This is a genomic window from Modestobacter sp. VKM Ac-2978 (assembly GCF_026968025.1).
In the GTDB taxonomy this organism is placed as follows: domain Bacteria; phylum Actinomycetota; class Actinomycetes; order Mycobacteriales; family Geodermatophilaceae; genus Modestobacter.
Map to the genome: position 1 here is coordinate 115,952 of NZ_JAPVBP010000008.1, position 24,680 is coordinate 140,631.

24 protein-coding genes are annotated in these 24,680 nt (G+C 75.3%); 11 read left to right on the forward strand and 13 right to left on the reverse strand.

Annotated features, from left to right (window positions below; all coding sequences use genetic code 11):
* Positions 1-5 precede the first annotated feature (5 nt).
* The 7 genes from mnhG to O2W53_RS18870 all read right to left on the reverse strand — a co-directional run bounded on the left by mnhG (position 6) and on the right by O2W53_RS18870 (position 6,716).
* Positions 6-359, reverse strand: coding sequence for a monovalent cation/H(+) antiporter subunit G (gene mnhG / locus O2W53_RS18840; RefSeq protein WP_269164605.1), 354 nt, complete (start codon positions 357-359; stop codon positions 6-8).
* Positions 356-613 (reverse strand): monovalent cation/H+ antiporter complex subunit F, encoded by a 258-nt coding sequence (locus tag O2W53_RS18845; RefSeq protein WP_269164606.1) that lies wholly within the window; start codon positions 611-613, stop codon positions 356-358. The genes mnhG and O2W53_RS18845 overlap by 4 nt, the downstream gene beginning before the upstream one ends.
* Before the next feature lie 3 nt (positions 614-616).
* The gene (locus O2W53_RS18850; RefSeq protein ID WP_269164607.1) at positions 617-1,039 is read right to left on the reverse strand and encodes a Na+/H+ antiporter subunit E; all 423 of its coding nucleotides are present in this window, start codon (positions 1,037-1,039) and stop codon (positions 617-619) included.
* Positions 1,036-2,583: a monovalent cation/H+ antiporter subunit D family protein gene (locus tag O2W53_RS18855; protein WP_269164608.1), complete on the reverse strand. Its 1,548-nt coding sequence runs from the start codon at positions 2,581-2,583 to the stop codon at positions 1,036-1,038. The genes O2W53_RS18850 and O2W53_RS18855 overlap by 4 nt, the downstream gene beginning before the upstream one ends.
* The gene (locus O2W53_RS18860) at positions 2,580-2,954 is read right to left on the reverse strand and encodes a sodium:proton antiporter (protein ID WP_269164609.1); all 375 of its coding nucleotides are present in this window, start codon (positions 2,952-2,954) and stop codon (positions 2,580-2,582) included. The genes O2W53_RS18855 and O2W53_RS18860 overlap by 4 nt, the downstream gene beginning before the upstream one ends.
* Positions 2,951-5,752, reverse strand: a complete 2,802-nt coding sequence (mbhE, locus tag O2W53_RS18865; RefSeq protein ID WP_269164610.1) for a hydrogen gas-evolving membrane-bound hydrogenase subunit E — start codon at positions 5,750-5,752, stop codon at positions 2,951-2,953. Before mbhE ends, O2W53_RS18860 begins: the two co-directional genes overlap by 4 nt.
* Positions 5,753-5,825: 73 nt before the next feature.
* The gene (locus O2W53_RS18870; RefSeq protein ID WP_269164611.1) at positions 5,826-6,716 is read right to left on the reverse strand and encodes an alpha/beta fold hydrolase; all 891 of its coding nucleotides are present in this window, start codon (positions 6,714-6,716) and stop codon (positions 5,826-5,828) included.
* Between the two features lie 61 nt (positions 6,717-6,777).
* On the opposite strand from O2W53_RS18870, the gene O2W53_RS18875 reads away from it, so the two are divergent.
* The 5 genes from O2W53_RS18875 to nudC all read left to right on the forward strand — a co-directional run bounded on the left by O2W53_RS18875 (position 6,778) and on the right by nudC (position 12,965).
* Positions 6,778-8,199 (forward strand): M20/M25/M40 family metallo-hydrolase, encoded by a 1,422-nt coding sequence (locus tag O2W53_RS18875; protein ID WP_269164612.1) that lies wholly within the window; start codon positions 6,778-6,780, stop codon positions 8,197-8,199.
* A 22-nt stretch (positions 8,200-8,221) separates the two neighbouring features.
* Positions 8,222-9,145, forward strand: coding sequence for a DUF2510 domain-containing protein (locus O2W53_RS18880; protein ID WP_269164613.1), 924 nt, complete (start codon positions 8,222-8,224; stop codon positions 9,143-9,145).
* 165 nt (positions 9,146-9,310) lie between these two features.
* Complete coding sequence (locus O2W53_RS18885) at positions 9,311-10,624, forward strand: M16 family metallopeptidase (RefSeq protein WP_269164614.1); 1,314 nt, start codon at positions 9,311-9,313, stop codon at positions 10,622-10,624.
* Positions 10,621-12,006, forward strand: a complete 1,386-nt coding sequence (locus O2W53_RS18890) for a M16 family metallopeptidase (protein ID WP_269164615.1) — start codon at positions 10,621-10,623, stop codon at positions 12,004-12,006. The genes O2W53_RS18885 and O2W53_RS18890 overlap by 4 nt, the downstream gene beginning before the upstream one ends.
* Positions 12,003-12,965, forward strand: coding sequence for an NAD(+) diphosphatase (gene nudC / locus O2W53_RS18895; protein ID WP_269164616.1), 963 nt, complete (start codon positions 12,003-12,005; stop codon positions 12,963-12,965). Before O2W53_RS18890 ends, nudC begins: the two co-directional genes overlap by 4 nt.
* Positions 12,966-13,010: 45 nt before the next feature.
* Here nudC and O2W53_RS18900 read toward each other — a convergent pair whose 3' ends face one another.
* The 3 genes from O2W53_RS18900 to O2W53_RS18910 all read right to left on the reverse strand — a co-directional run bounded on the left by O2W53_RS18900 (position 13,011) and on the right by O2W53_RS18910 (position 14,642).
* Positions 13,011-13,526 carry a uridine kinase gene (locus tag O2W53_RS18900; RefSeq protein ID WP_269164617.1) on the reverse strand — a complete coding sequence of 172 codons (516 nt, stop codon included), beginning with the start codon at positions 13,524-13,526 and terminating at the stop codon, positions 13,011-13,013.
* A gap of 149 nt (positions 13,527-13,675) precedes the next feature.
* The gene (locus tag O2W53_RS18905) at positions 13,676-14,275 is read right to left on the reverse strand and encodes an ANTAR domain-containing response regulator (protein WP_269164618.1); all 600 of its coding nucleotides are present in this window, start codon (positions 14,273-14,275) and stop codon (positions 13,676-13,678) included.
* Between the two features lie 103 nt (positions 14,276-14,378).
* Positions 14,379-14,642 (reverse strand): mycoredoxin, encoded by a 264-nt coding sequence (locus O2W53_RS18910; RefSeq protein WP_036340330.1) that lies wholly within the window; start codon positions 14,640-14,642, stop codon positions 14,379-14,381.
* A 146-nt stretch (positions 14,643-14,788) separates the two neighbouring features.
* On the opposite strand from O2W53_RS18910, the gene O2W53_RS18915 reads away from it, so the two are divergent.
* From O2W53_RS18915 to O2W53_RS18930, 4 genes are all read left to right on the forward strand, one after another.
* The gene (locus tag O2W53_RS18915) at positions 14,789-16,840 is read left to right on the forward strand and encodes an ATP-dependent DNA helicase UvrD2 (RefSeq protein WP_269164736.1); all 2,052 of its coding nucleotides are present in this window, start codon (positions 14,789-14,791) and stop codon (positions 16,838-16,840) included.
* Positions 16,841-17,013: 173 nt separating this feature from the next.
* A complete protein-coding gene (locus O2W53_RS18920) occupies positions 17,014-17,361 on the forward strand; it encodes a hypothetical protein (protein WP_269164619.1) in 348 nt (115 codons plus the stop codon).
* Positions 17,362-17,523: 162 nt separating this feature from the next.
* A complete protein-coding gene (locus tag O2W53_RS18925; RefSeq protein ID WP_269164620.1) occupies positions 17,524-17,862 on the forward strand; it encodes a WhiB family transcriptional regulator in 339 nt (112 codons plus the stop codon).
* 122 nt (positions 17,863-17,984) lie between these two features.
* On the forward strand, positions 17,985-18,149 hold the full coding sequence (locus O2W53_RS18930; protein ID WP_269164621.1) for a hypothetical protein: 165 nt from the start codon (positions 17,985-17,987) through the stop codon (positions 18,147-18,149).
* Between the two features lie 175 nt (positions 18,150-18,324).
* Here O2W53_RS18930 and O2W53_RS18935 read toward each other — a convergent pair whose 3' ends face one another.
* Together O2W53_RS18935 and O2W53_RS18940 are read right to left on the reverse strand one after the other, a co-directional pair.
* Entirely contained in the window at positions 18,325-19,647 is a 1,323-nt protein-coding gene (locus O2W53_RS18935) for an ABC1 kinase family protein (protein ID WP_269164622.1), read from the reverse strand.
* Positions 19,648-19,663: 16 nt separating this feature from the next.
* Positions 19,664-20,734 (reverse strand): ThiF family adenylyltransferase, encoded by a 1,071-nt coding sequence (locus O2W53_RS18940; RefSeq protein WP_269164623.1) that lies wholly within the window; start codon positions 20,732-20,734, stop codon positions 19,664-19,666.
* Positions 20,735-21,084: 350 nt separating this feature from the next.
* Between O2W53_RS18940 and O2W53_RS18945 the strand changes: the two genes are divergently transcribed.
* Positions 21,085-21,702, forward strand: coding sequence for a M48 metallopeptidase family protein (locus tag O2W53_RS18945; RefSeq protein WP_269164624.1), 618 nt, complete (start codon positions 21,085-21,087; stop codon positions 21,700-21,702).
* 231 nt (positions 21,703-21,933) lie between these two features.
* Here O2W53_RS18945 and O2W53_RS18950 read toward each other — a convergent pair whose 3' ends face one another.
* Positions 21,934-23,352 (reverse strand): zinc-dependent metalloprotease, encoded by a 1,419-nt coding sequence (locus O2W53_RS18950; protein WP_269164625.1) that lies wholly within the window; start codon positions 23,350-23,352, stop codon positions 21,934-21,936.
* 281 nt (positions 23,353-23,633) lie between these two features.
* Here O2W53_RS18950 and O2W53_RS18955 point away from each other — a divergent pair, with 281 nt between their 5' ends.
* The gene (locus O2W53_RS18955; protein WP_269164626.1) at positions 23,634-24,656 is read left to right on the forward strand and encodes a YlbL family protein; all 1,023 of its coding nucleotides are present in this window, start codon (positions 23,634-23,636) and stop codon (positions 24,654-24,656) included.
* Positions 24,657-24,680: the final 24 nt, after the last annotated feature.

Genomic DNA, 24,680 nt, shown 5'->3' on the forward strand with positions numbered 1-24,680 from the left:
GTGCCTCACCTGCGGTCGGCCTCGCCCTCCGGGCCGGGACCGTCCCGCTCGTCGCGGACGGTCGACGGTGCCAGCGGTGCGCCGGACAGGTGCGCGGCCTCGGCGATCTTGTAGCCCGCGATGGGCACGGTGAACAGCTGCAGGGCGATGGCGACCAGCAGGGTCACCACCGCCGACACCCCCGGCGCGAGCACGACCACGCCGAACAGCACGCAGACCAGCCCGAGGCTCGCTGCCTTGGTGGCTGCGTTGGCCCGGTTGTAGACGTCCGGCAGCCGCACCAGGCCGACCCCCGCCGCACCGATCAGCAGGACGCCGACGATCGCCAGGCCCTGGCCCAGCACGCTCTGCAGGGTCATCGGGACCGCTCCGCGACCAGCCGCGCGAAGGCCACCGTGGAGAGGAAGCCGACCAGCGTCGCGACGAGGACCAGGTCCAGCAGCGCCGGTGTGCGCAGCCGCACGGCCAGCACGGCGATGCCGGCGACGACGACCACGAAGCCGTAGTCGACGGCCAGGGCCCGGTCGGCGTCGGTGGGTCCGGTCCACAGCCGCCAGGTGGCGACCAGCAGGCACAGGGCCAGCACGACGAGCGCTCCGTCCAGCACGAACACCGCTCAGCTCCGGCGGTCGTCGTCGGGGGCCCGGTCCTCGGGCTGCTCGGTCACCGGCCGCCAGGCAGTCAGCATCTGGTCCTCCAGGTCGCTCAGTTCGGCGCGGAACGCGTCCGGGTCCCCGGCGTGCATCCCGTGCACGGTCAGCAGCCGCCGTTCCCGGTCCAGTTCGATCGGCAGCGTGCCGGGGGTCAGCGCGATCAGGCTCATGAACGACGCCACCTCGAACGGTGTCCGGCTGCGCACCGGGATGACCACCACGGCCGGCGCCACCTGGAGCCCGGGGGTCAGGACCTCCCGGGCGACCGCGAGGTTCGCGCGCAGGAACCGGAGGAGGAACTGCCCGGCGAAGGCGGTGACCCGCCAGGCACGCAGGGCACCGCGCTGCAGCAGCGAGGCCGGACCGGCCCCGGGGTCGGCGCTCATCGCCCGGTCACCGCCGCCACGTAGGCAGCGGGGTCGGCCAGCTCGGCACCGGCCACGGTGCTGAGCGAGAGCAGCGGCTCGGCCCAGAGCCCGAGCACGACGGCGGCCGCAGCCAGGAACAGCGGCGGGGCGAGCACCAGCGGCCGCACCCGGTTCCCGAGGGCGCTGGCCACGGGCGAGGCACCGCCGTCCGCGGCCGAGGCATTACCGGGCTCGGCGTCCCCGTCCGCGCCGGGCTGCTCGGCGGGCGGTTCCCAGAAGACGCCGTTCCACAGCTTCACCATCGACAGCAGGGTCAGCAGGCTCACCCCGACGACGAGGGCCACGGCCAGGTGCTGCCCCGCCGTGGCGGCCGCCGAGGCCAACCCGAGCTTGGCGACGAACCCGGACAGCGGTGGGATGCCCGCCAGCGTGAGCGCGGAGACCGCGAAGACGCCGGCCAGCAGCGGTTCCCGCCGGGCCAGGCCGCCGAGCCGGTCGAGGTCGCCGGTGCCGTAGCGGTGCTCCACCACCCCGGCGCACATCAGCAGGGCCGTCTTGACCAGCACGTACTGGACCAGGAAGAACACCGTGGCGCTCAGCCCGGCGGCCGTGGACAGGGCCAGCCCGACGAAGACGTAGCCGATCTGGCTCACCATGTGGAAGGTGAGGACCGGCCGCATCGCGTGCTCGCCGACCGCGCCCAGCACGCCGACCACCATGGTCAGCAGGGCGACGGCCATGATCACCCAGAGATACCGCGGTGCGCCCCCGTAGACGACCGAGTACAGCCGGATGACCGCGTAGACGCCGACCTTGGTGAGCAACCCCGAGAAGAGCGCGGCGACCGCGGGGCCGGTCCGTGAGTAGGTCTGCGGCAGCCAGCCGTGCAGCGGGACGACCGCCGACTTCACGCCCAGCGCGAGCAGCACGACCGCCGCGGCGAACCCGACGGCCGGCGACGACTCGGCGGCCCCGGCCAGCTCACCCAGGTTCACCGTGCCCGCGACGCCGTAGACGAGACCGACCCCGGCGAGCAGGACGGTGGAGGCCATCAGGCTGATGCTCACGTAGAGCCGGGCGGCGGCCAGCCGCTCGGCCCCGCCGCCCGCCGCGAACAGCAGGTAGCTCGGCACGAGCATGACCTCGATGAAGACGAACAGGTTGAACAGGTCCGCGGTGAGCACGGCGCCGGAGACCCCGGCCAGCAGGACCAGCACGAGCGGGACGAAGGCCGGGTCCTCGTCCTCACCGAGGGCCGCGGCGAAGGGCAGCGAGACCAGCACCAGCAGTGAGGTGACCGCCAGCATCACCGCGCTGAAGGTGTCCGCGGCGAGGACGATCGCGATGCCCGGCTGCCAGCCGCCCAGCTGGAGCACGGGCACCGCACCGTCCGACGTCGCGGCCAGCAGGAACCCCGCGAAGACCAGCACCCCGCCGGCGGCCGCCGGCCCGACCACCCGGTCGAGCCGGGTGGTGTGCGGCCACCGGTGGTGCACGAGCGCCAGCAGTCCGGCCAAGAGCAGCGGCCCGGCCACGGGCAGGACGAGGAGCCCGCCGGTCACGACGGCCCACCCTCGGTGCGCTGGTCGGAGGCCTCGCCGTCCCGGTCCGCGTCCTCCCCGGGGAACGGCTCCCCGGTCGTCGCACCCGGGTCGCCCGCCCGGGCCAGGGCGAGCATGTACACGGTGATCCCGAAGGTGATGACCACCGCGGTCAGCACGAAGGCCTGGGGCAGCGGGTCGGCGGCTCCGTCGGCCTCGGCCTCTCCGAGCAGCGGGACGCCGCGTCGCTGCATGCCACCGGCGGAGACCAGCAGGACGTTCACCGCGTGCCCGAGCAGCACGAAGCCCAGGACGACGCGGAGCAGCCCCCGGCGCAGCAGCAGGAAGACCCCGGAGGCCACCAGGAGGCCCACCACGAGCGCGGCGGTCACGGCGCCCGCTCCGGGACCCGGTCGGTGACCAGGGGACGGGCGGCCGAGGAGCTGGTGCCCGGCGGGCCCGGCTCGTCGTCGTCATCGGCGAGGTCCGGGTGCTCGAGCCGCGTGACGGCGGCCGCGAGGAGGCCCAGCACCAGCAGGTAGACGCCGAGGTCGAACAGGAACGTGGAGCCGATCCCGAGGGCGTGCAGCAGCGGGAGCTCGACCGGGGTCAGGAACGCCTCGCCCTGCACGGTGGGCAGTGCCCCGATGGCCACGGTGAGCACCAGGCCGGCGCCGGCGAGCCGGTCCGGCCGGGTCAGCCGGCCCAGCAGCGTGTCCGGCCCGGAGGTCAGCTGGCTCAGTGCGATCGCGGCCCCGGCGACCAGGGCGGCGATGAAGCCGCCGCCGGGCTCGTCGTGCCCCCGCCAGAGCAGGAAGGCCGAGAGCGCGAACATGCCCGGCACCAGCACCCGGCTGCTGACCTCGAGCACGGCGTCCCGCCGGTGGCCGGCCGGCGTCCCCGGCGCGGGGGTGCGGCGCCGCTCGGAGCGGCCGAGGACCAGGGCCGTGCCCAGCGCGGTGGTGCCCAGCACCACGGCCTCGCCGAGGGTGTCCAGGCCCCGGTAGTCGACCAGGATCGTGTTGACGACGTTGGTGCCGCCGGTCTGTTCCTCCGTGGAGGTCAGGAAGTGCTCCCCGACCGCGGAGAGCTCTCGGCGACCGGTGAACGCCAGGGTGGCCAGCGCCGCGGCCACGCCGGCGCCCAGCGCCAGCGCCGCGGCCGGGACGGCCTCGCGCCGCGGGGTGCGCACGAGCCGGCCCGGCACGTCCCGCAGCACCAGGACCGCCACCACTGCCGTCATCACCTCGACGAGCATCAGGGTGAGCGCGACGTCGGGCGCGCCGGCGAGCAGGAACCACGTCGCCACGAGCAGGCCCGTGACGCCGACCAGGCCCACCGCCGCCATGGTCGAGCCGGTCAGCACCGCGGCGAGCACCACCACGGTCAGCAGCGCAGCGACCACCCAGTCCAGGGGGCGGTCGGTGTCGGCGCGGGCGGGCAGTCCGCCCACGAGCACGGTCCCCACGACCCCCAGCGCGACCAACGCCACCAACGGGCGGCTGAGGTGGGCGGCAGGGGAGGAGGTGCGTTCCGGACCGCCCACCACGTGCCCGAGCGCGATCACCCCGTCGTGCGCCCGGTCGAACAGCTGCCCGGCGTCGGGGAGGCGGAGGCGCTGCAGGGACCGGTCGACCGGGGCGCGGAACGCGAACAGGACCAGGCCGAGCACGATCGTCAGCGCGGACATGGCCAGCTCCGGGCTGAGCCCGTGCCAGAAGTACACCTCCGGGGGGTCCCCGGCCGGGGCGACGTCGCGGGCGGCCGAGACGATCATCGGGCTCAGCACGCTGACCGCGGGACCGAGCACCAGGCCGAGCCCCGCGGCGACGGCCCCGGGCAGCAGGAAGGCGGCCGGGGGCTCGGAGACGTCCGCGTGCTGTTCGGAGCCACCGAAACCGCCGTGCACGATCCGGGCGGCGTAGGCGAACGTCAGCACCGACGCCGTGACGCCGAGGCTCAGGGCCACCGGGCCTGCCCACGGGGCGCCCTCGGCCTCGAGCAGCCCCATGAACAGGTACTCCTTGCTCACGAAGCCCAGCATCGGGATGACCCCGGCCAACGAGAGGGCGGCCAGCACCGTCGTCGCCGCGGTGACCGGCATGGCCCGCCACATGCCGGAGAGCTCCCGGATGTCGCGGGTGCCGGTCTCCTCGTCGACGATCCCGGCGAGCATGAACAGGGTCGCCTTGAACAGCGCGTGGGCGAAGGTGTGCAGGACGGCGGCCGCCAGTGCCTCCGGAGTCCCGACGCCGATTACCGCGACCAGCAGGCCGAGCTGGCTCACCGTCGAGTAGGCGAGGATCCCCTTCAGGTCGTTCTCGCGCAGGGCCAGGAACGCCCCGGTCACCGCCGTCAGCAGGCCGACGCCGATCAGCGCCGTGGACCACGCGGCCTCGTCGGCGAACAGCGGCGAGAAGCGCAGCAGCAGGTAGATGCCGGCCTTGACCATCGTCGCCGAGTGCAGGTAGGCGCTCACCGGCGTCATGGCCACCATCGCGCCGGGCAGCCAGAAGTGGAAGGGCAGCTGCGCGGACTTCGTGCACGCCGCCAGGACGAGGAGCCCCCCGATCGGCCAGGCCAGCCCGGACTCCAGCACCCGGTCGGGCTCGGCGAGGATCGTCGCCAGGTCCGTCGTCCCGGCGGCGACCGTGAGCAGCACCACCGCGGCGAGCAGCGCCAACCCGCCGGCCGCGGTGACCAGCAGGGCCTGCCGGGCCGGGCGGGCAGCGGCGGCCCCCGCGGTGGAGATCAGGAAGAAGGAGCAGACCGTGGTCAGCTCCCAGAAGACGTACAGCAGCACCACGTCGGCGGCCAGGACGAGACCGAGCATGCTGGTCGCGAAGAGGGTCAGCAGCAGGTAGACGGTCCCGTGCGGCTCCTCGTCGCCGAGGTAGCCGGGGCAGTACGCCATGACCAGGGCGCCGACGCCCAGCACGATGAGGCAGAAGACGCCGGCGACCCCGTCCAGCCGCAGCGAGAGCGAGACGCCCAGCGACGGCAGCCACTCCCACGACGCGGTCTCGGTCTCACCGGCCCACACCCGCGGGGCGGCCGAGGCGAGCAGCGCCGCGACCGCCAGGTAGCCGGCCGCCAGCGGGTACCCGGTCCGCCGGCCGAGGCGCCGGGCCAGCAGCGGCGCGGCCACGGCGAGCGCGAGCATGCCCAGCAGGGCGAGGGCGAGGAGCACCGGTCAGTCGTCACCCGGGCAGGTGGCCGCCGCCCGGTCGGGGCAGCGCGGCGGCACGGTCACGGCGTCGCGTCTACCCCTGCTCGCTCCGTGCCAACCCGCTGTCTGTCGCCCGGCCGGCCGCCGTCCCTCGGGCGATCCGGTCCAGCACCGCCCGGGCGAGGTCCTCGGGTGCCTGCTCCGGGACCCAGTGGGTGACCCCGGGCAGCTCCACGAAGCGGTAGTCGCCGGTGACCTGGTCCGCGCACGCCTCCGCGGCGATCCGGCCCACCGCCACGTCGCCGTCGCTCCACACGTACGTCGTCGGCACCTCCACCGGGTCGACCCGGGTGGCCGAGCTCATCGCCCGGTACCAGTTCAGCGCCGCGGTCAGCGCGCCCGGCGCGGACAGCTGCCGCACGTAGACGTCGACCGCCTCGGGAGGCACGGCCGGGGCGTCGAGCATCCGCCGTAGTCGTCGGGCGTCGTCGTCGAGCAGCACCTCCTCGGCCTTGCCGGCCTGCCAGAAGAGCTTGATGTAGGCCGACCGCTCCTTCTGTTCCGGATCGGCACGGAAGGCCAGCGTGTAGGCCGTCGGGTGCGGCACCGAGACGGCGGTCAGGGTGCGGACCCGGTCGGGGTGCCAGCCGGCCAGGCCCCAGGCCACGTTCGCGCCCCAGTCGTGCCCGACGACGTCGGCGACCGGCACGTCCAGGGCGGTCATCAGGTCCGCGGTCACCTGCACCAGGTTGGTCAGCGCGTAGGCGTCCACCTCCCCGGGACGGGCGCCGGGGGAGTAGCCCAGCTGGTCGGGTGCGTAGGTGCGCAGCCCTGCCTCGGCCAGCAGCGGGGTCACCGCCGACCAGCTCAGCGACGTCTCCGGGAAGCCGTGCAGCAACAGCACCGGCGGACCGTCCTCCGGCCCGTCCGTCCGGACGTCGAAGGTCAGGTCGCCCACGTCCACCTGCAGCATCCCCACGGCCATGCAGGCAACCTAGCCCGGCACCTGGCCGGTCGCGTCGGCACGGCGGGATACCGTCCACGGCGTGAGCAGCTCCGCCGAACGCGACTTCGTCACCGCCCACCTCGACGACCTGCACGCCGACCTCGACGCCTGGTTGCGGATCCCGTCGATCTCGGCCGACCCGGCACACGCCGGCGACGTGGCCGCCAGTGCCGAGTGGCTGGCGGAGGCGCTACGCCGCACCGGTTTCCCGACCGTGGAGATCTGGCCGACCGAGGGCGCTCCGGCCGTCTTCGCCGAGTGGCCCTCGGCCGACGCCGGTGCGCCGGTCGCCCTGGTCTACGGGCACCACGACGTCCAGCCGGTCGACCCGCTGGAGCTCTGGGAGCGGCCGCCGTTCGAGCCCACCCGGGTCGAGGGCCGCGACGGCCCCGAGCTGCACGCCCGCGGCGCCATCGACGACAAGGGCAACGTCGCCTTCCACCTGCTCGGCATGCGCGCCCACCTGGCCGCCACCGGCCGGGACGCCCCCGCCGTCACGGTGAAGCTGCTCATCGAGGGCGAGGAGGAGTCCGGGTCGCCGTACTTCGCCGACCTGTTGCGAGCCCACACCGACCGGCTGGCCTGCGACGTCGTCGTGGTCAGTGACACCGGCATGGCCGGCCCCGACGTCCCCAGTGCCGTCACCGCCATGCGCGGGCTGGCCGACGCCGAGATCACCCTCCGCGGACCCGCCGTCGACCTGCACTCGGGCTCCTTCGGTGGCGCCGTGCCCAACCCGCTGCACGCCATGGCCGAGCTGCTGGCCGCGCTGCACGACGAGTCGGGGCGGGTCACCCTGCCCGGCTTCTACGACAAGGTGCGGCCGCTCACCGACCGCGAGCGCGAGCTGATGGCCCGGGTGCCGTTCGACGAGCAGGCGTGGCTGGCCGGCCCGGCCGCCTCCCGCGTGGCCATCGGCGAAGCGGGCTTCAGCACCCTGGAGCGGATCGGCGCCCGCCCAACCGCCGAGGTCAACGGCATGTGGGGTGGCTACACCGGCCCCGGCCACAAGACGATCGTCCCGGCCGAGGCGCACGCCAAGGTGACCTTCCGGCTCGTCGCCGACCAGGTGCCCGCCGACCTGGGCGAGCAGGTGCGCGCCTGGGTGCAGGCGAACACCCCGGCGGGCATCGAGGCCGACGTGCACGTCCCGCCGGGCGGCGTCGCCCCGTGCCGCAGCGACATCGACCACCCGGCCATGGACGCGCTGCTGCGCTCCATCGGGCAGGCGTTCGACACCGACGCCGACCAGGTGCTGTTCACCCGCGAGGGCGGCAGCGGCCCGGAGGCCGACCTGGCCGGCATCCTCGGCGCCCCGCTGCTGTTCCTCGGCGCCGGCCTGCCCACCGACCGGATCCACTCGCCGAACGAGCGGGTGCTGCTGCCGATGCTGTACCGCGGCGCCGAGGCCGCCGCCCACCTGTGGCGCGAGCTCGCCACCGTCCCGTTCCCGGCGCGCTGAGCACGAGGGGGGAGCGCCGACGATGAGCGGGCCGGGCCCCGAGGTGGCCGGGCAGCCGACCGGTCAGGGCAGCGCGCCCCCGGCCGGCTGGTACCCCGACCCGGACGGCGCCCCGGGGCTGGTCCGCTGGTGGAACGGACTGACCTGGTCCGACGTCACCACCCCGGCCGGCCCGGGGGTCGCCGTCGGACGGCCGTTCGAGGCCCCGCCGGCGCAGGTCCCGCCGTCGTCCTGGGACTCCTGGGGGAGCCCCGAGCCGGCACGGCCGCGCCGCAACCCGCTGCTGCTCGGGCTGGGTGGGTTCCTGCTGGTGCTCGTGCTGGTGCTGGCCGGGCTGCTGATCGGGAGCTCCGGGACCGATCCGGAGCCGGACGACGAGGCGCCGGTGGCCGCAGCTGCCCCTGCGCCCGGCCGGGAGTTCCCGCCCGGGACGGTGCGGATCATCGACGAGGCCGCCGGCATCTCCTACCCCTTCCTCGGTGCCGGCTGGTTCGAGTGGGACCGGGGCGTGCAGCTGGAGATGGCCGCGGTCGCCGGCCAGTACTTCGTCACCCAGGACGACCTGCCCGGCGAGAGCGGGGTCTTCATCGCCCAGTGCACCTCGGGGCCGCTCGCCCCCTTCTACGGGTGGGCCGGCCCCGACACCCTGCAGTCCACGGCCACCGCCGTGGCCGACTCGGTGCGCGCCCGCTACTACCCGGAGCCCAACGAGCGGACGGTTCGCCGGGACGAGGCGGTGACCGTCGACGGGGCGGCGGCCTGGGTCGTCGAGTTCGACCTCACCTGGGACGCCGAGGGCTACGACGCCAGCGGCGAGCGGGCCGCCCTGCTGCTGATCGACGTCGGCCGGCCCGCGCCTGCCCTGCTCTACCTGTCCGTCCCGAACACGCACGCCGAGCTGTACGGGGTCATCGACCGGGTGCTCGCCGACGTCGACGTGCTCTGACGGCCGTGGTCCTCCGGGCCGGACCGCGGCCAGGTGGCGTGCGCCGGCCGCGCTGAGCTGGCCCCGGGTCGCCTGCCCGGCCGACCCGGGTGCCACTGGCCCGGCCGGGGTGGCTCGGCCGTCCCCGTCTGCGGCGTGTCGTCCGGCGCGGTTAGGGTCGGTGGCGTGACAGCAGCTGGGCCCGACCTGACCCTGCGGCACCCGGTGGAGCGGTTCACGCTCGACAACGGGCTGCGGGTCGTCCTCGCGCCGGACCGGAGTGTCCCCGTCGTCGCCGTGAGCGTCTTCTACGACGTCGGCATGCGATCCGAGCCGCCGGGCCGCACCGGCTTCGCGCACCTCTTCGAGCACATGATGTTCCAGGGCTCGGCGAACGTGCCGAAGATGGAGCACGCCCGCCTCGTCCAGGCCGCCGGCGGCACGTTCAACGGGTCGACCCACCAGGACTACACGAACTACTTCCAGGCCCTGCCCGCCGAGGCGCTGGAGCGGGCGATCTTCCTGGAGGCCGACCGGATGGCGGCCCCGGCGATCACCGAGGAGAACCTCCGCAACCAGATCGACGTGGTCAAGGAGGAGATCCGGGTCAACGTGCTGAACCGGCCCTACGGCGCGTTCCCCTGGCTGCAGCTGCCGGAGATCGCGTTCGAGAGCTTCGCCAACACGCACGACGGCTACGGCTCCTTCGTCGACCTCGAGTCCTCCACCGTCGACGACGCCACGGACTTCTTCTCCCGCTATTACGCCCCGTCCAACGCGGTGCTCTGCATCGGCGGCGACCTGGACCCGGCCGAGACCGAGGTGCTGGTCCGCCGCTGGTTCGACCCGGTCCCCGCCCGACCGGCCCCGCCGGCCCCGGTCGTCGGTGAGCCCTCGCCCACCACGGTCCGCCGCGGTGTGGTCGAGGACCGCCTGGCGCCTGCGCCGGCCGTGGCGATCGGCTGGCGGGTGCCCGACCCGGTCGGTGACCTGGACACCTACCTGGGCACCGTGCTGCTGGCTGAGCTGCTCAGCGAGGGCGATGCCTCCCGGCTCGAGCGCCGGCTGCTGCACACCGACCGGCTCGCGGTGGCGCAGAGCACCTACCTCGGCCTCTTCGGTGACCCCTTCGACGTCCGTGACGCCACGCTGCTGGTCAGCCAGGTCCACCACCCGGCCGACGTCCCGGTCGACCGGGTGCTCACCGCGGTGCACGAGGAGGTCGACAAGGTCGCCACCGACGGCGTCCCCGCCGACGAGCTGGCCCGGGTGACCGCGCGCACCGAGGCGCAGCTGCTCCAGCAGGCCGACTCCGTGCTCGGCCGCACCCTCGGGTTCGCCTCCGCCGAGCTCATCCACGGCCGGGCCGAGCTGGCCGGCGAGCTCGCCGCCCGGCTGGCCGCGGTCACGCCCGACCAGGTGCAGGCGGCGGCCCGCGGGCTCTCGCCGGACACCGCCGCCGTCCTCGAACTGCGCGCGACCGGAGGAGCAGCCCGATGAGTGCACCCGTGCTGGACTTCTCGTTGATCCCGCCGCTGGGCGAACCGCGGCCCGCCGTGGCGCCCGAGGTGCACCAGACCACGCTGCCGAACGGGCTGCGGCTGGTCGTCGTCCCGCGGCCGGGCGTGCCGCTGGTCGAGCTGCGCCTGCGCGTCCCCTTCGCCGCCTCCGCGCCCCGGGCGGCGGCCACCCACGCGGCCCGCACCGCGCTGCTGGCCAGCGCCGTGCTGCTGGGCACCGCCCGGCACGACCAGCTGGAGATCGCCCAGCTGCTGCAGACGCACGGTGGCGAGCTGTCGGTCTCGGCGGACGCCGACCGGCTGCTGTTCTCCACCACGATGCTCCCCGACGGGCTCGGCGCCGTCCTGGACGTCCTCGCCGAGCTGCTCACCGCGCCGACCTACCCGGCGGGCCCGGTCGACGCCGAGCGGGCCCGGGTGGGGGAGCGCATCCTCATCGCCCGGTCCCAGCCCGGTGTCATCGCCCGGTCTGCGCTGGCCGCCCGCCGGTTCGGTGCCCACCCGTACGCCCAGCAGCTGCCCGCGGCCGAACTGGTCGCGGCAGTCACCCCGGCGGCGCTGCGCAAGCTGCACCGGGAGCGGGTCCTGCCCGCCGGCAGCACGCTCGTGCTGGTCGGCGACGTCGATCCCGCAGCGGCGGTCGACGTCGTCGGCACCGCCCTGGCCAACTGGGTCGCCGAGGGCAAGGCGGTCGCGGCCGCGCCGGTGCCCACGCTCGCCCCCGGCCCCCTGGAGCTGGTGCACCGGGCCGGTGCGGTGCAGTCCAACGTCCGGCTGGGTGGGCCGGCGCCGGGCCGCACCGACCCGCAGCTGCCCGCGCTCCGGCTGGCCAGCATGGTCTTCGGTGGCTACTTCTCCTCCCGGTTGGTGGAGAACATCCGCGAGCGCCGGGGCTACACCTACAGCCCGCGCAGCTCGGTCGAGCACCTGATGGCCGGCTCCTCGTTCACCGTGGAGGCTGACGTCGCCACCGGTGTCACCGGCCCCGCCCTGCTCGAGACCGTGTACGAGCTGGGCCGGATGGCGCTGACGCCGGTCACCGAGGCCGAGCTCGACTCCGCCCGCCGCTACCTGCTGGGCACGCTGGCCCTCGGGACGGCGACGCACGCCGGGCTCGCCAGCACGCTCTCGGCGCTCTTCGGTGCCGGCCTGTCCGCCGACTGGCTCGCCGACCACCAGCAGGCGCTGGCCGCGGTGACCGTCGAGGAGGTCGCCGAGGCCTCCCGGCGGTGGCTGTCGCCGGCCGGGCTGACCGCGGTCGTCGTCGGGGACGCCGAGGAGGTCGCCGACCAGCTGCGCGTGCTCGGCCCGATCGAGGTCACCGCCCCGTCCGTCGAGCCGGTGCCCGAGTCGCTCGCGTGAGCGTCCCACCCGGCGGCAGCACCCCGGCCGACAACCCGCCGCCGCCGGCCCGCGGTGACTGGCCGGAGGACCGGCACGCCGGCGCCGTAACCGAGGTCCCGCTGCTGTCCCGCGCCGCCCACGACCGGGGCCACCTGGCCCGGTCGCTGCCCGACCCGGCGCAGGGCCGCCCCGTCCGCGTGCTGCGCGTCGACGAGCGGCGCACGGCGCCGGTGCACGAGGGGCCGGCCGGCCCGGAGCTCGTCTACGAGGAGCAGCCCGCCTGGCCGGAGGGCGCCATCTACCTCGGTGAGGCCGACGGGGTCGCCTACGGCGCGCTCCGGACCCCGCGCTCGCTGACCGTGGCCGGCCGGCCGGTCGACTCCTGGGCCGGCCTGCGGGAGGTCGGTGGCGCACTCGGTGACCTGGACGCGGGCCTGCTGGTCCAGGCGGTGGGCATCATCGAGTGGCACGAGCGCAACCGGTTCTCCCCGATCACGGGTGCGGCGACCACGATCGAGCGCGCGGGCTGGGTGCAGCGCGACCCGGACAGCGGCCGCGAGGTGTTCCCGCGCACCGACCCCGCGGTGATCATGCTGGTGCACGACGGGGGCGACCGGTGCGTGCTGGGCCGGCAGGCGGTCTGGCCGGCGGGCCGGTTCTCGATCCTGGCCGGTTTCGTCGAGCCGGGCGAGTCCGCCGAGGCCGCGGTCGCCCGTGAGGTCGCCGAGGAGGTCGGCATCGCGGTCACCGACGTCCGCTACGTCTCCAGCCAGCCGTGGCCGTTCCCGCAGTCGCTGATGCTCGGTTTCGTCGCCCGCGCGACGAGTGAGGAGCTGCGCATCGACCACGACGAGATCGAGGAGGCCCGGTGGTTCAGCCGGGAGGAGCTGCGCTCGGGCACCGGCCCGCAGGCGCTGCCCCCGACGGTCTCGATCGCCCGGCACATCATCGACCGCTGGGTGGCCGGCGAGCTCTAGGAGGCGCCCCTCGCGAGCTCGCGGCGGGCGCCGGCAGCGGAGTCGTCAGCTCCAGCGCCCCTGCAGGACCAGGGCCGGCCGGTCGGCGTGGTCGGCCAGGACCACTGCGTCGGCCAGCGCCATCGGGTCCACCTCGTCGTCGTAGCGGTCGAAGGCCGGCAGCTCCCAGGCCCGGTCGGCGGGCGCCCGCCGCCGTCGGGCGGCCGGGCTGACCCGCAGGTGGACGACGACGTCGAACGCCAGCCCCAGCCCCTGCAACAGCGAGCCCGGCACGAGCAGCACCCCACCGGCGGGGGCGGGGCGGTACTCCGCCCGCGCGGCCCGGTCCCGTTCGAGGTCCCACAGCGCGGGCAGGTGTTCCCCGGTGCCCCGCGGGCCGCACCGGTCCAGCACCTCACGGGCCAGGGCGGCGGCGTCCAGCCAGTCGCTGTACCGGGCGTCGGGATCGGTACGACCGTGCTCCAGTCGCAGCGAGGCGGGTCGGTAGAAGCCCTCGGCCGGGACCACGACCGCCGGCCGGCTCAACGTGGGCAGCCGCTCGGCCACGGCATCGGCCAGCACCTGCGGACCGGTCGTCCCCGGCGCGCCGGGCAGCTCCGGTCCGTCGACGGCGACCCGGAGCGAGGTGGCGCCGGGCTCGGGCGGCAGTCCCGACAGCAGCTCGGCCAGCCGGTCGGCCAGCGCGTCGGGGGAGAGCGGGAGCGGAGCGGTCAGCTGGGGGCCCCGGAGACGGCGTCGCGCGCAGGGAGGGCGTCGAGCACCTCCGCGGCGAGTTCCGCGGCCGGCCGGCCCTGGGACCTGGCCTGCCCACGCAGCTCCTCGAACGCCTCCCGGGGGCTGGTGCCGTGCCGCTCGGCCAGGACGCCGATGGCCCGCTCGATCGAGACCCGGGCGGCCAACGCGTGCTCCAGCTGGGAGACGGTGCGGCGCAGCGCGGCGATCTCCTCGTCCCGCGGGTCGCCGCACGCGCCCGCACCGCTCGCGGCAGGGGCCGGTGGACCGGCCGTCCGGGCCGCCCGCCGCGCCTGGCGGTCCGGCTCCGGCGTGGTGCCCAGTTCGCCGGCCACGAGATCGGCCAGGGTCATCGCCTCGACCAGCGCCAGCCCGTCGACCATCTCGCCCCAGCCGCCGCCGGAGTCGCCGACCGGCCCCTCCGGCGCGCCCCCGAGGGGGTGCAAGGGGCTGAGCACCGACCAGCCGCGCCTCGTGCGGACCACGACGGCCGCAGGCCCTCCGGACGGGCTCAGCAGGACGTCGGTCGGCAGCGCGACCGCCACCGGCCGGCTCCCGGGCAGCGACGGCCCGGTCATCGGCTCCATCTCGGCCTCTCTCGGTGCCGGGGCCCGGTCGGCGGGAGACCAGCCGCAGCTCCCGGGCGGACGATCATCGCTCCCGGGGGCCACGGACCAGCGATCACGCGCCGGGCAGCTGCGCGAGCTGGGCCTTCACCTGGTCGATGCTGGGGTTGGTGAGCGCCGAGCCGTCGGCGAAGACCAGGGTCGGGACGGTGCGGTTGCCCCCGTTGGCCTGCATGACGATGTCGGCAGCGCCCTCCTCGACCTCGATGTTGACCTCGGCGTAGTCGATCCCGTCGCGGTCCATCAGCTTCTTCAGGCGCATGCAGTAGCCACACCAGTTGGTGGTGTACATCGTGACCGCGGCCGTCGGAGTGCTCATCGGGTGGATCCTCCCTCGTGTGTCCCCCGGGAGGCCACCCGGGGAGGGTGGCCTCGTGCCCCGGGGCCTGCCGCTGGCGGAACGCACCCGGCCTGGGGATCCTTCCCCCGGCCGTCGGAGGCGGCTGGGAGGATCGGGTCGTGGCGATGCAGCGGATCGAGGACGAGCGGAGCACCGCCGAGGGGCCGACCGGGCCGGAGGCCGTGCTCGCGGGCCTGGACGAGCAGCAGCGGGCAGCGGCCGAGGCGGTGCGCGGGCCGGTGTGCATCCTCGCCGGCGCCGGGACGGGCAAGACCCGCACCATCACCCACCGGATCGCCTACGGCGTCCACCTGGGTGAGTACGTCCCGGAACAGGTGCTGGCGGTCACCTTCACCGCCCGGGCGGCCGGCGAGCTGCGCGGCCGGCTGTCGGCCCTGGGCGTGGGCGGTGTCCAGGCCCGCACCTTCCACGCCGCGGCGATGCGCCAGCTGCGGTACTTCGCGCCGCGCGTGCTCGGCGGGCCCATGCCCGAGCTGATCGAGAACAAGCTGCGCGTCGTCGCCGGTGCGGCGACCAGGGCGCGGTTGACCACCGACCGCACCAGCCTGCGTGACCTGGCCAGTGAGATCGAGTGGGCGAAGACGACGCTGGCCACCCCGGAGGACTACCCGGCCCGGGCCGCGGCCGCCGCCCGCGACCTGCCGTTCGACGCCGCCGCCGTCGCCGAGGTGTACCGCGGGTACGAGGCGGCCAAGCAGCGCGACGGCGCCCTGGACTTCGAGGACCTGCTGCTGGTCACCGCCTACGCGATCGAGGAGCACCGCGACGTCGCCCGCGAGGTGCGCGCCCAGTACCGGCACTTCGTCGTCGACGAGTACCAGGACGTCAACCCGCTGCAGCAGCGGCTGCTGGACGCCTGGCTCGGCGGTCGCGCCGAGGTCTGCGTGGTGGGCGACCCCAACCAGACGATCTACTCCTTCACCGGCGCCGACCCGGAGTACCTGCTGGGGTTCGCCGACCGCTACGGCGACGCCGAGGTGGTCAAGCTCGAGCGCGACTACCGGTCCACGCCGCAGGTCGTCGGGCTGGCCAACAAGCTGATCGGCCAGGCGCCGCCCCGCAAGGGGCTGCCCGGGCTGCGGCTGCTGGGCCAGCGGGCCGAGGGGCCGGCTCCCCGGTTCGTCGAGCACCCCGACGAGCCGGCCGAGGCCGCAGCGGTGGCCCGAGCCTGTCGCGAGCTCATCGACGGTGGGCTGCCGGCCAGCGAGATCGCGGTGCTCTTCCGGATCAACGCCCAGTCGCAGGTGTACGAGTCCGCGCTGGCCGACCTCGGGGTGCCCTACGTGCTCAAGGGCGGCGAGAGGTTCTTCGAGCGGCCGGAGATCCGTGAGGCGGTGCTGCTGCTGCGCGGGGCCGCGGCCGGCGGCAACGACCCGGGCGCCCTGGTGCCCGCCGTCCGCGACGTGCTGGCCTCCACCGGCTGGGTGGAGCACCGGCCACCTCCCGGTGGCACCGCGCGGGACCGCTGGCAGTCCCTGGCCGCGCTGGTCGACCTCGCCGTCGACCTGGTGGCCGAGCAGCCCACGCTGGACCTGGCCGGCTTCGTGGCGCACCTCGCCGAGCGGGCCAACGCCCAGCACGCCCCCACCGTGCAGGGGGTGACGCTGGCCTCGATGCACGCGGCCAAGGGCCTGGAGTGGGACGCCGTGTTCGTCGTCGGGCTGGTCGACGGGGTCCTGCCGATCGCCCAGTCGCAGTCCCGCCCCGAGGCGGTGGAGGAGGAGCGCCGGCTGCTGTACGTGGCGGTCACCCGGGCCCGCGAGCAGCTCACCCTGTCCTGGTCGCTGGCCCGCAACCCCGGTGGCCGCCGCTCCCGGCCGCGCAGCCGGTTCCTCGACGGCCTGACGCCGGACGCGGCTGCCACGCCGCGCCGTCCGGCCAAGCGGCCGAAGGTCGTCCTCGAGGGCGAGGCGGGGGAGTTGTTCGAGAAGCTGCGGGCCTGGCGCAGCACCGCCGCCGAGGCCGCGTCCGTGCCGGCGTACGTCGTCTTCACCGACGCCACGCTCCAGGCGATCGCCGAGACGCGTCCCACCACGGCGCGCGAGCTGTCCGCGCTGCCGGGTGTGGGAGCCCGCAAGCTCGACCTCTACGGCGCCGAGGTGATCGCCACGGTCGAGGGCCGACACGGCCCCGACCAGGGCGAACACACGTCCTGAGGAATCTCGGTTAATTCGATTGACCCGTCTCCGGCAGCTCCCCTAGCCTTCGTTCCACCACCTGGGAGTGATCCAGGACGCACCACCGCACCAGCAGCAGCGCACCACCCCGCAGCAGACCGCAGCGAGACCGGCCGGGAGGCCGGACTCCGACCCTCGGAAGGAGGGGCCCCGTGATCACCACCGACATCACCAACGCCGGCGTGCGCACCGTGACCTCGCCGGCCGTCGGCCTGCGCTGCTCCGTCCCGGCCGAGTGGGTCGTCGCGATGGCGCCCGCCGCCGCTCCGCAGTACGGCACCGGTCTGTCCTTCGCCGGCTCGGTGCCTGCTGTCCGCCTCCGCGGCCTGACCGCCGCCGCCGGCACGACCGGCCTGTCCACCACCGGTGCGCGCCTCGGCACCGATGCCCTGCCGTCCGTCCAGACCACCGCCCTGAAGGGCAACGCCGTCATCGGCGCCCCTGCTCGGCACACCAGCAACACCCCGGGTGACCTGCCCCCGGAAGACCCACTGGGCTAGCACGCCCAGCAGGTCCTCCTCGAGGCCGCGGAACCCGGACACCGGGTACCGCGGCCTTCGTCTTGCTCCAGCGTCTCGACGAGCCGCCGCGGAACCCCGACCACACCGGTCGGCGGGGCCCCGCCGACCGGCCGCACAGACGAAGGAAGAGGAGGAGCGGCCGTGCAGACCACGATCGACCCCGCGACGTCCCATCGCCGATCCGGGCTCGACCGCACGCACGTGTCCACCCAGGCGCCGGCCCGGGAGGTGGCCCGTCGGGGGCTGCCCTGCCGGGTGCAGGACGCCGACCTGTGGTTCGCCGAGAGCCCGGCTCAGCTCGAGCAGGCCAAGGCGCACTGCGCGACGTGCCCGGTGCGGTCGGCCTGCCTGGCCGGGGCGCTCGACCGGGCCGAGCCCTGGGGCGTCTGGGGCGGGGAGATCTTCGACCACGGGGTCGTCATCGCCCGGAAGCGGCCCCGGGGCCGCCCGCCCAAGGTCCGGACCGAGGCCGCGGCATGAGGCCGCGGCACCGGAGCAGCGGGCTCCCGCCCGTCCGGCGTCCCCACCCGGGGCGACCGGCCACCCGATGTACCTCCACCCGGCGACCGCGCAGCGGTGCCGGCACACCCTGAGGAACCACGATGCACTCGTTCGACCACGACCTGACCAGATCCCACATGACCCGGCGGATGGCCGAGGCGGAGACGTCCGCCCGGGCCCGACGGCTGATCACCGCCCGGCGCTGGGCGCGCCGGGCGGAGCGGGCCTCCCAGCGGGCCGCCCGCGCCAACTCCGCCGTCTGGTGACGACGGCGGGGGCGACGCGAGCACAGGACGGCGTCACAGGACAGCACCACCGTGCGGCGGCAGCCGCTGTCCGTCCCGACCGCGGGGCCGCAGGCTCCCGGTCGGGACGGACCCAGCGGCTGCCGCCTGAGCCGGGACGGTAGCTGGCCGCGGTGTCGTCCGTGAGGACGACAGGTCATGCGGCGAAGCCGGGCAGCCACTCCTCGCAGACGCCGCGGTAGGGCGCCTCTGCGTCGAGCTGGCACAGCACGCCGATCGACCCCATGGTCACCCGGTGGATCAACAGGTAGGCCGGCGGCAGGTTGAGCTGGCGGCCCAGCCGGCTGGCGTCGCTGCGCGGGTCACCGATCCGGTTGGCCTGCTCCTGCATCCACGCCCGGTTGAACTGGAACGACGGGGCCGACACCGGAGCCAGGAAGGGCAGCAGGAAGTCCAGCACCCCCTGGGCGTCGACCTCGATGGACTCGCGGACGAAGCCCTCGGCGCGGAGGTCGGCCAGCACGTCCTCGGCGCGGCCCTCCAGCGCCCAGCGGACCAGCCGGCCGATGGGCTCGGGGTGGCCGCCGGGCAGCCGGGCCGTGGCACCGAAGTCGATGACCCCGAGCCGCCCGTCGGGCACCAGGCGGTAGTTGCCCGGGTGCGGGTCGGCGTGCAGCAGCCCGGCTCGCTGCGGCCCGGAGAAGTGCAGCACCGACATCAGCAGCCCGGCCCGGTTGCGCTGCTCCCGGGTGCCATCGGCGATGACCCGGGACAGCGGGATGCCCTCGAGCCACTCGGAGACGATGACCTTCGGTGCGCTGGCCACCACCCGGGGGACGACGATCTGGTCGTCGCCGGCGTAGGCGGCGGCGAACGCCCGCTGGGCGTCGGCCTCCAGCCCGTAGTCCAGCTCCTCCTCCGCGCGCAGCTTGAGCTCGGCGATGAGCGGCTTGACCTCCATGCCGGGGAAGAGCACCGCGAACATCCGGGCGAAGCGGGCGAGCTGGTTGAGGTCGGCCATCAGCGCGGTGCCGGCACCGGGGTACTGGATCTTCACCGCGACGTCCCGGCCGTCCCGCCACGTGGCCCGGTGCACCTGACCGATGCTGGCCGCCGCGGCCGGGGTGTCGTCGAACTCGCGGAACCGCTCGCGCCAGCTCCCGCCCAGCTGCTGGGCGAGCACCGCGTGCACGGTGCGCACCGGCATCGGCGGAGCCGCCTCCTGCAACTTGACCAGCGCCTCGCGGTAGGGCCCCGCCATCTCCTCGGGCACCGCGGCCTCGAAGATCGACAGCTGCTGGCCCAGCTTCATGGCGCCGCCCTTGAGCTGGCCCAGCACGGCGAACAGCTGCTCGGCAGTCTGCTGCTGCAGCTCCGCGCTGACCTCCTCGGACGAGACCCCGGAGAGTCGCTTGCCGATGCCCAGGGTGGCGCGCCCAGCGGCGCCGAGCGGCAGGGAGGCGAGCCGTGCCGTTCGTGACACCGCCCCCCGCGGGATGTCCCGTCCGGTGTCACTCACCACACCAGTGTCCCCTCTACGGCGGTGGCGCGCCCCGACCGCCCCCGCGACAGGCGCATCCCGGGTGTGGCGGCCAGCGGCGCAGGCGGGGGAGGAGGTCGGGCGGGTGCAGCTCGAGAGCCGCGCCCACGGTCACCGGGTCGTCGTCGCCGTCGAGGTGGGCCAGCACCTGGACGGCCGCGGTGACCGCGGTGAGCAGGCAGGTGACGGTGGCGCCGCTGGGGGCCGGCTCGACCGCGGCGAGCTGGGCGGCCAGCCGGGGCCACGCCGGGTCGTCGTCCCGGCGCCAGGCGTCGGCGCAACGCAGGCAACCGCCTCCAGGGCTGCCCGGCAGAACGAGCGGGCCCACGACGCCGGTCTCCTCGCGCACCGTGGCGACCAGGTGCGGGGTGCCCGCCTGGTGCAGGGCCGCGGACAGCGGATCGGCAGCTGCCCAGGGGCGGCACAGCACCACCAGGTCCGGTGCCCGGTCCGGTGGGAGCGGCCGGAGGTCGGTCAGCGGACTGGCCCGCCGGACGGCGTCGGCCGCCGCCAGCGCCCGGGGGCGCCCCTCGTCGGCCGCCGTCACCCCACCGACGACGGCGTCCTCGGCGCGGGTCGCGCCCCGGTCCCGGACGTGCACCCACCCCACCCCGCTCGCAGCCAGCACCGCGGCGAGCGGCGCGCCCACCCGGGTCGCGCCGTCGACGACGACCGCGCTCTGCCGGCGGACGCGCCACCGTCCGCCCGTGCCGGCCCGTGGGACCGCAGCGGGCAGCTCCAGCCCGGCCCGGGCGACCGCGGCCGGGCCCGGGTCGGTGGCCAGCAGGTCGGCGGCGGCCAGGTCGTGCAGCAGGCCGGTGCCGCGCAGCCCGGCCAGCAGGTCGTCCACCACGTCACCGGGCACGCCGGCGGCCACCGACTCGGCGCGCACCGTGCGCTCGCTGCGGCGGCCGTCCAGCCGGCGCAGCAGGGCGGCGACCTCCTTGCCGGCCGGGTGGACCCGCAGCCCGTCGCGCCCGTCGACCCCGCCGATCTGCAGCAGCTCCGGGTCCAGCCGGAGCAGCGGCGTGGCGGCGGGCAGCAGCGGGTGTGGGCTCTCGGTCATCGGAGGGAGGGTGCCAGCGCGGCGGCCCGGCCCGCAGCCGTCGTCCACAGGCCTGGGAGCGGGGCCGCCGGCCTTCCCCCACAACCTGTGGACGGCGGTGTGGACACGGTGTTGACCGGCTGGCGTGTCGCTGTGCACGACCGGGGGAGTGGGCGGGGACGACGCCGGGCAGAGGACGCCGTCCGCTCCACTCACCTGCAGGAACGCCCAGGCGGACTTGTGGAGTGACCACCCGCCGTCCATCGATCGGGGGACAGCTGCCCGACCGGTGTCCACTGTCCGTGTGCACCTGTCCACGACCGGGTGTCCTCACCCTCAGCGTCCGCCGCCCGGCCCGATACGGTGCGTGCGTGGAGAAGCGACCCGACCGCCGCGCGCCGTCGACGGCCGTCCCCGCTGTCCGCACGGCTGCCCGTCCGGTGCCGGAGGTGGAGGTCCGCCGCAGCGCCCGACGCCGCCGGACCGTCACGGCCTACCGGGAGAACGGGCGCACCGTGGTGCTCATCCCGGCGGCCTTCAGCGCTGCCGAGGAGCGGCGCTGGGTGGACCAGATGGTCGCCAAGCTGCAGACCCGCGAGGAGCGGCGTCGCCGCACCCTCGCCTCCGACGACGAGCTGATGGACCGGGCGCTGGAGCTGTCCCGGGCGCACCTGGGCGGGCGGGCGGTGCCGGCCAGCGTCCGTTGGGTGGACAACCAGAACCGCCGCTGGGGGTCGTGCACCCCGGCCGACCGGACCATCCGGCTGTCGAGCCGGCTGCGGGGCATGCCGGAGTTCGTCGTCGACTACGTCCTGGTGCACGAGCTGGCGCACCTGCTCGAAGCGAACCACGACCAGCGCTTCTGGGCGCTGGTGCACGCCTACCCGCAGGCCGAGCGGGCGCTGGGCTTCCTCGAGGGCTTCGAACACGGCTCCACGGGCGACCAGGCCACCGACGGCGACGAGCTGGAGCCCGGCGCCGTCGACTGAGGAAGGACCCCGTCCTCCTCACCCCTCGCAGGCTCGGGGCGAGCCTCGGGACGGGGCCGTTCCAGCGCGTCACCACGCTCGCGGCGGGACCCTGCAGCGAGGCCGTTCCAGCACGTCACCAGGCTCGGGCGAGCCTCGGGACGGGGCCGTTCTAGCGCGTCACCACGCTCGCGGGGGGACCTGGCAGCGGGGCCGTGCCAGTACGGCACGAGCCCCGCCGCCAGGGGGAGGTCAGGCGCGGGGCTCTGCTCCGCCGTCCTCGTCGTCCGGGGTGGTCTCACCCTGCTCGGGCGGCGTGCCGTCCGGCTGCTCGTCCATGCCGCCGGTCAGCTCGGCGAACGGGTCGCCCGCTCCCTGGCGGGAGACGAAGTCCAACGGCTCGTCGAGGTCGTCGGAGGTGGGCAGCAGGTCCGGGTGCGACCACAGCCGGTCGCGCTCGGCCGGGCCGTGCTGCTGTGCCATCGCACCCCAGACCGTGCTGGCGTCCCGCAGTCGCCGCGGGCGCAGCTCGAGCCCGACGAGGGTGGCGAAGGTCTGCTCGGCCGGCCCGCCCGAGGCCCGGCGCCGGCGCATCGTCTCGGCCAGCGCCGAGTGGCCGGGCAGCCGCTCGGCGGCGGCCGCGGAGACGATGCTGTCCACCCAGCCCTCGACCAGGGCCAGCAGCGTCTCCAGCCGGCGCAGCGCCATCTGCTGCTCCGGGGTCTCCTCCGGCTCCAGCAGCCCGCTGCCCAGCAGCTTCTGGATGCTCTCCGGGTCGCTGGGGTCCAGCCCGCCCTCCATGCCGCTCATCGCGTCGTTGAGGCCGCGCTCGATGGCCTCCCGGTCGACGTGGATGCCACGGGCGTAGGCGTGTACGGCGTCGGTCAGCTGCTGGCGCAGCCACGGCACGTGGGCGTACAGCCGCTGGTGGGCGGCCTCGCGCAGCGCCAGGAAGAGCCGGATCTCGTCCTCGGGACGGTCCAGACCCTCACCGAAGGCAGCGACGTTCTGCGGCACCAGGACGCCGGCGCCCTGCGGCCCCAGCGGCAGGCCGACGTCGGTGCTGGTGGTGACCTCGTCGGCGAGCCGGGCCAGCGCCTGGCCGACCTGGGCGCCGAACATGACGCCGCCCATCTGGCCCATGATCCCGGCGAGCGGGCCGGCGATGGACGCGGCCTCGGCCGGGAGCGCGCTGGTCATGGCCGCCACCACGCGCTCGGCCAGCGGGTCGATCAGCGCGGTCCAGGCCGGCAGCGTCTGCTCGACCCACTCCACCCGGGACCACGCCAGGCCCCGGTCGACGCCGGAGGGCAGGTCGGTGACCTGGTCCAGCCAGAGGTCGGCCAGTCGCAGCGACTCGGTGACGGCCGCCTGCTCACCGGCGGAGGTGGGCTGGTGGCCGGGGGCCAGCTGGCTGATCGCGCCCTGCCGGGCGAGGTCCCAGTTCACCGGGCCGCCCGACCAGTTCATCAGCTTCTGCAGCTCGGCGAACAGCGGCATCTTGCCGAGCAGTTCCGCGGGGTTGCCGCCGCCTGCCCCGGCAGCGCCGAAGAGTGCACCGAGGCCGAAGGGGTCGTTGCCGGCCGGCCCGTCGCCGCCCTGCCCGCCGGGCTCGCCCCGGCGCTCGGGGTCACGGTCAGGGGGCCCGAAGCCGAAGGGGAGATCGCTCATGTCCCCACCGTAACCGCGCTGGACGCCGGTCGACCGCCGTCCGGACCCGGCACCGGTCGTTCCGCCCCGGCCGGCCGCTGACCTGCGTCGGACCGGCGACCTGCGCTGGTCACCTACGCTCGCCGTTCGACGGGCCCGCCCGCCGGGCCGCGGGCCCGACGACGGTGGCAGGGCCCGCCGAGGGCGGTCGACCGCCAGCGAGGAGGAGTCGTGGTCGAGGGCACGGGCGTGGACACGGCGACGTCGCGGACGGAGCCGTCCGCCGCGGGCGCGGTGCACCGGTGACCCGGCGGACCACCGTCCTGGTCGCCGGGACGCTGCTGCTGCTGGTGTTCGGCGTGCTCGGGACGTTGCTCCCGGTGCCCTTCGTGGCCCAGGTGCCGGGCCCGACCTACAACACCCTGGGCGACATCGACGGCACGCCGATCATCAGCGTGGAGGGCCGTGAGCCCAACGACGTCTCGGGCAACCTGAACCTGACCACCGTCGGCATCCCGCAGGACGAGCTGACGCTGGTGGGCGCGGTGCAGGGGTGGTTCGACAGCGAGGTCGTGGTCGTGCCGAGGGAGCAGGTCTACCCCTCGGGCCGATCGGTGCAGGAGACCCAGGCGGAGAACCGGCAGGCCTTCCTCACCTCCGAGCAGGCCGCCCGGGGCGCTGCGCTGGGCGAGCTGGGGTACTCCGAGGCGGTCGTCGTGCAGGAGCTGGCCGAGGAGTCGGCGTCGGAGGGGCGGCTGGAGGCCGGGGACGCGATCGACGCGGTGGACGGCACGCCCACCTCCGACCTGGACGCCCTGTCGGCCGTGCTGGCGGCCACCCCGCCCGGCTCCGAGGTGGTCGTCGACTACCGGCGGCGGGGTGAGCCCGGGTCGACGACGGTGACCACGTCCGCCGCGGCCGAGGGCGAGGGGTCGGCGCTCGGCGTGCTGGTGCTGCAGACCCCGTACGCGCCGTTCGACGTCGGGATCGAGGTCGCCGACGTCGGTGGCCCGTCCGCCGGCCTGATGCTCGCCCTGGGGATCATCGACCTCGTGGGCGACACCGACCTCACCGAGGGGGCGGTGATCGCCGGTACCGGGACGATCGACACCGAGGGCGTGGTGGGGCCGATCGGTGGCATCCCGCTCAAGCTCGTCGCGGCCCGGGAGATCGGGGCCGAGCTCTTCCTGGTGCCCGCCGAGAACTGTGCCGAGGCGGTGCAGAACGCCCAGGAGGGGCTGCCGACGGCCCGGGTGGCGACGCTGGACGACGCGCTCACCGCCCTGGCGGACCTGCGTGCCGGGCGGACCCCCACGCCGTGCTGACGGTGCCCCTGCAGTGCTCACCGC

Bases quoted from the DNA above. Each gene is read 5' to 3' on its own strand.
- mnhG (WP_269164605.1), bottom strand. From the start codon at position 359: ATGACCCTGCAGAGCGTGCTGGGCCAGGGCCTGGCGATCGTCGGCGTC.
- O2W53_RS18850 (WP_269164607.1), bottom strand. From the start codon at position 1,039: ATGAGCGCCGACCCCGGGGCCGGTCCGGCCTCGCTGCTGCAGCGCGGT.
- O2W53_RS18870 (WP_269164611.1), bottom strand. From the start codon at position 6,716: ATGGCCGTGGGGATGCTGCAGGTGGACGTGGGCGACCTGACCTTCGAC.
- O2W53_RS18880 (WP_269164613.1), top strand. From the start codon at position 8,222: ATGAGCGGGCCGGGCCCCGAGGTGGCCGGGCAGCCGACCGGTCAGGGC.
- O2W53_RS18890 (WP_269164615.1), top strand. From the start codon at position 10,621: ATGAGTGCACCCGTGCTGGACTTCTCGTTGATCCCGCCGCTGGGCGAA.
- O2W53_RS18905 (WP_269164618.1), bottom strand. From the start codon at position 14,275: ATGACCGGGCCGTCGCTGCCCGGGAGCCGGCCGGTGGCGGTCGCGCTG.
- O2W53_RS18910 (WP_036340330.1), bottom strand. From the start codon at position 14,642: ATGAGCACTCCGACGGCCGCGGTCACGATGTACACCACCAACTGGTGT.
- O2W53_RS18915 (WP_269164736.1), top strand. From the start codon at position 14,789: ATGCAGCGGATCGAGGACGAGCGGAGCACCGCCGAGGGGCCGACCGGG.
- O2W53_RS18930 (WP_269164621.1), top strand. From the start codon at position 17,985: ATGCACTCGTTCGACCACGACCTGACCAGATCCCACATGACCCGGCGG.
- O2W53_RS18940 (WP_269164623.1), bottom strand. From the start codon at position 20,734: ATGACCGAGAGCCCACACCCGCTGCTGCCCGCCGCCACGCCGCTGCTC.
- O2W53_RS18950 (WP_269164625.1), bottom strand. From the start codon at position 23,352: ATGAGCGATCTCCCCTTCGGCTTCGGGCCCCCTGACCGTGACCCCGAG.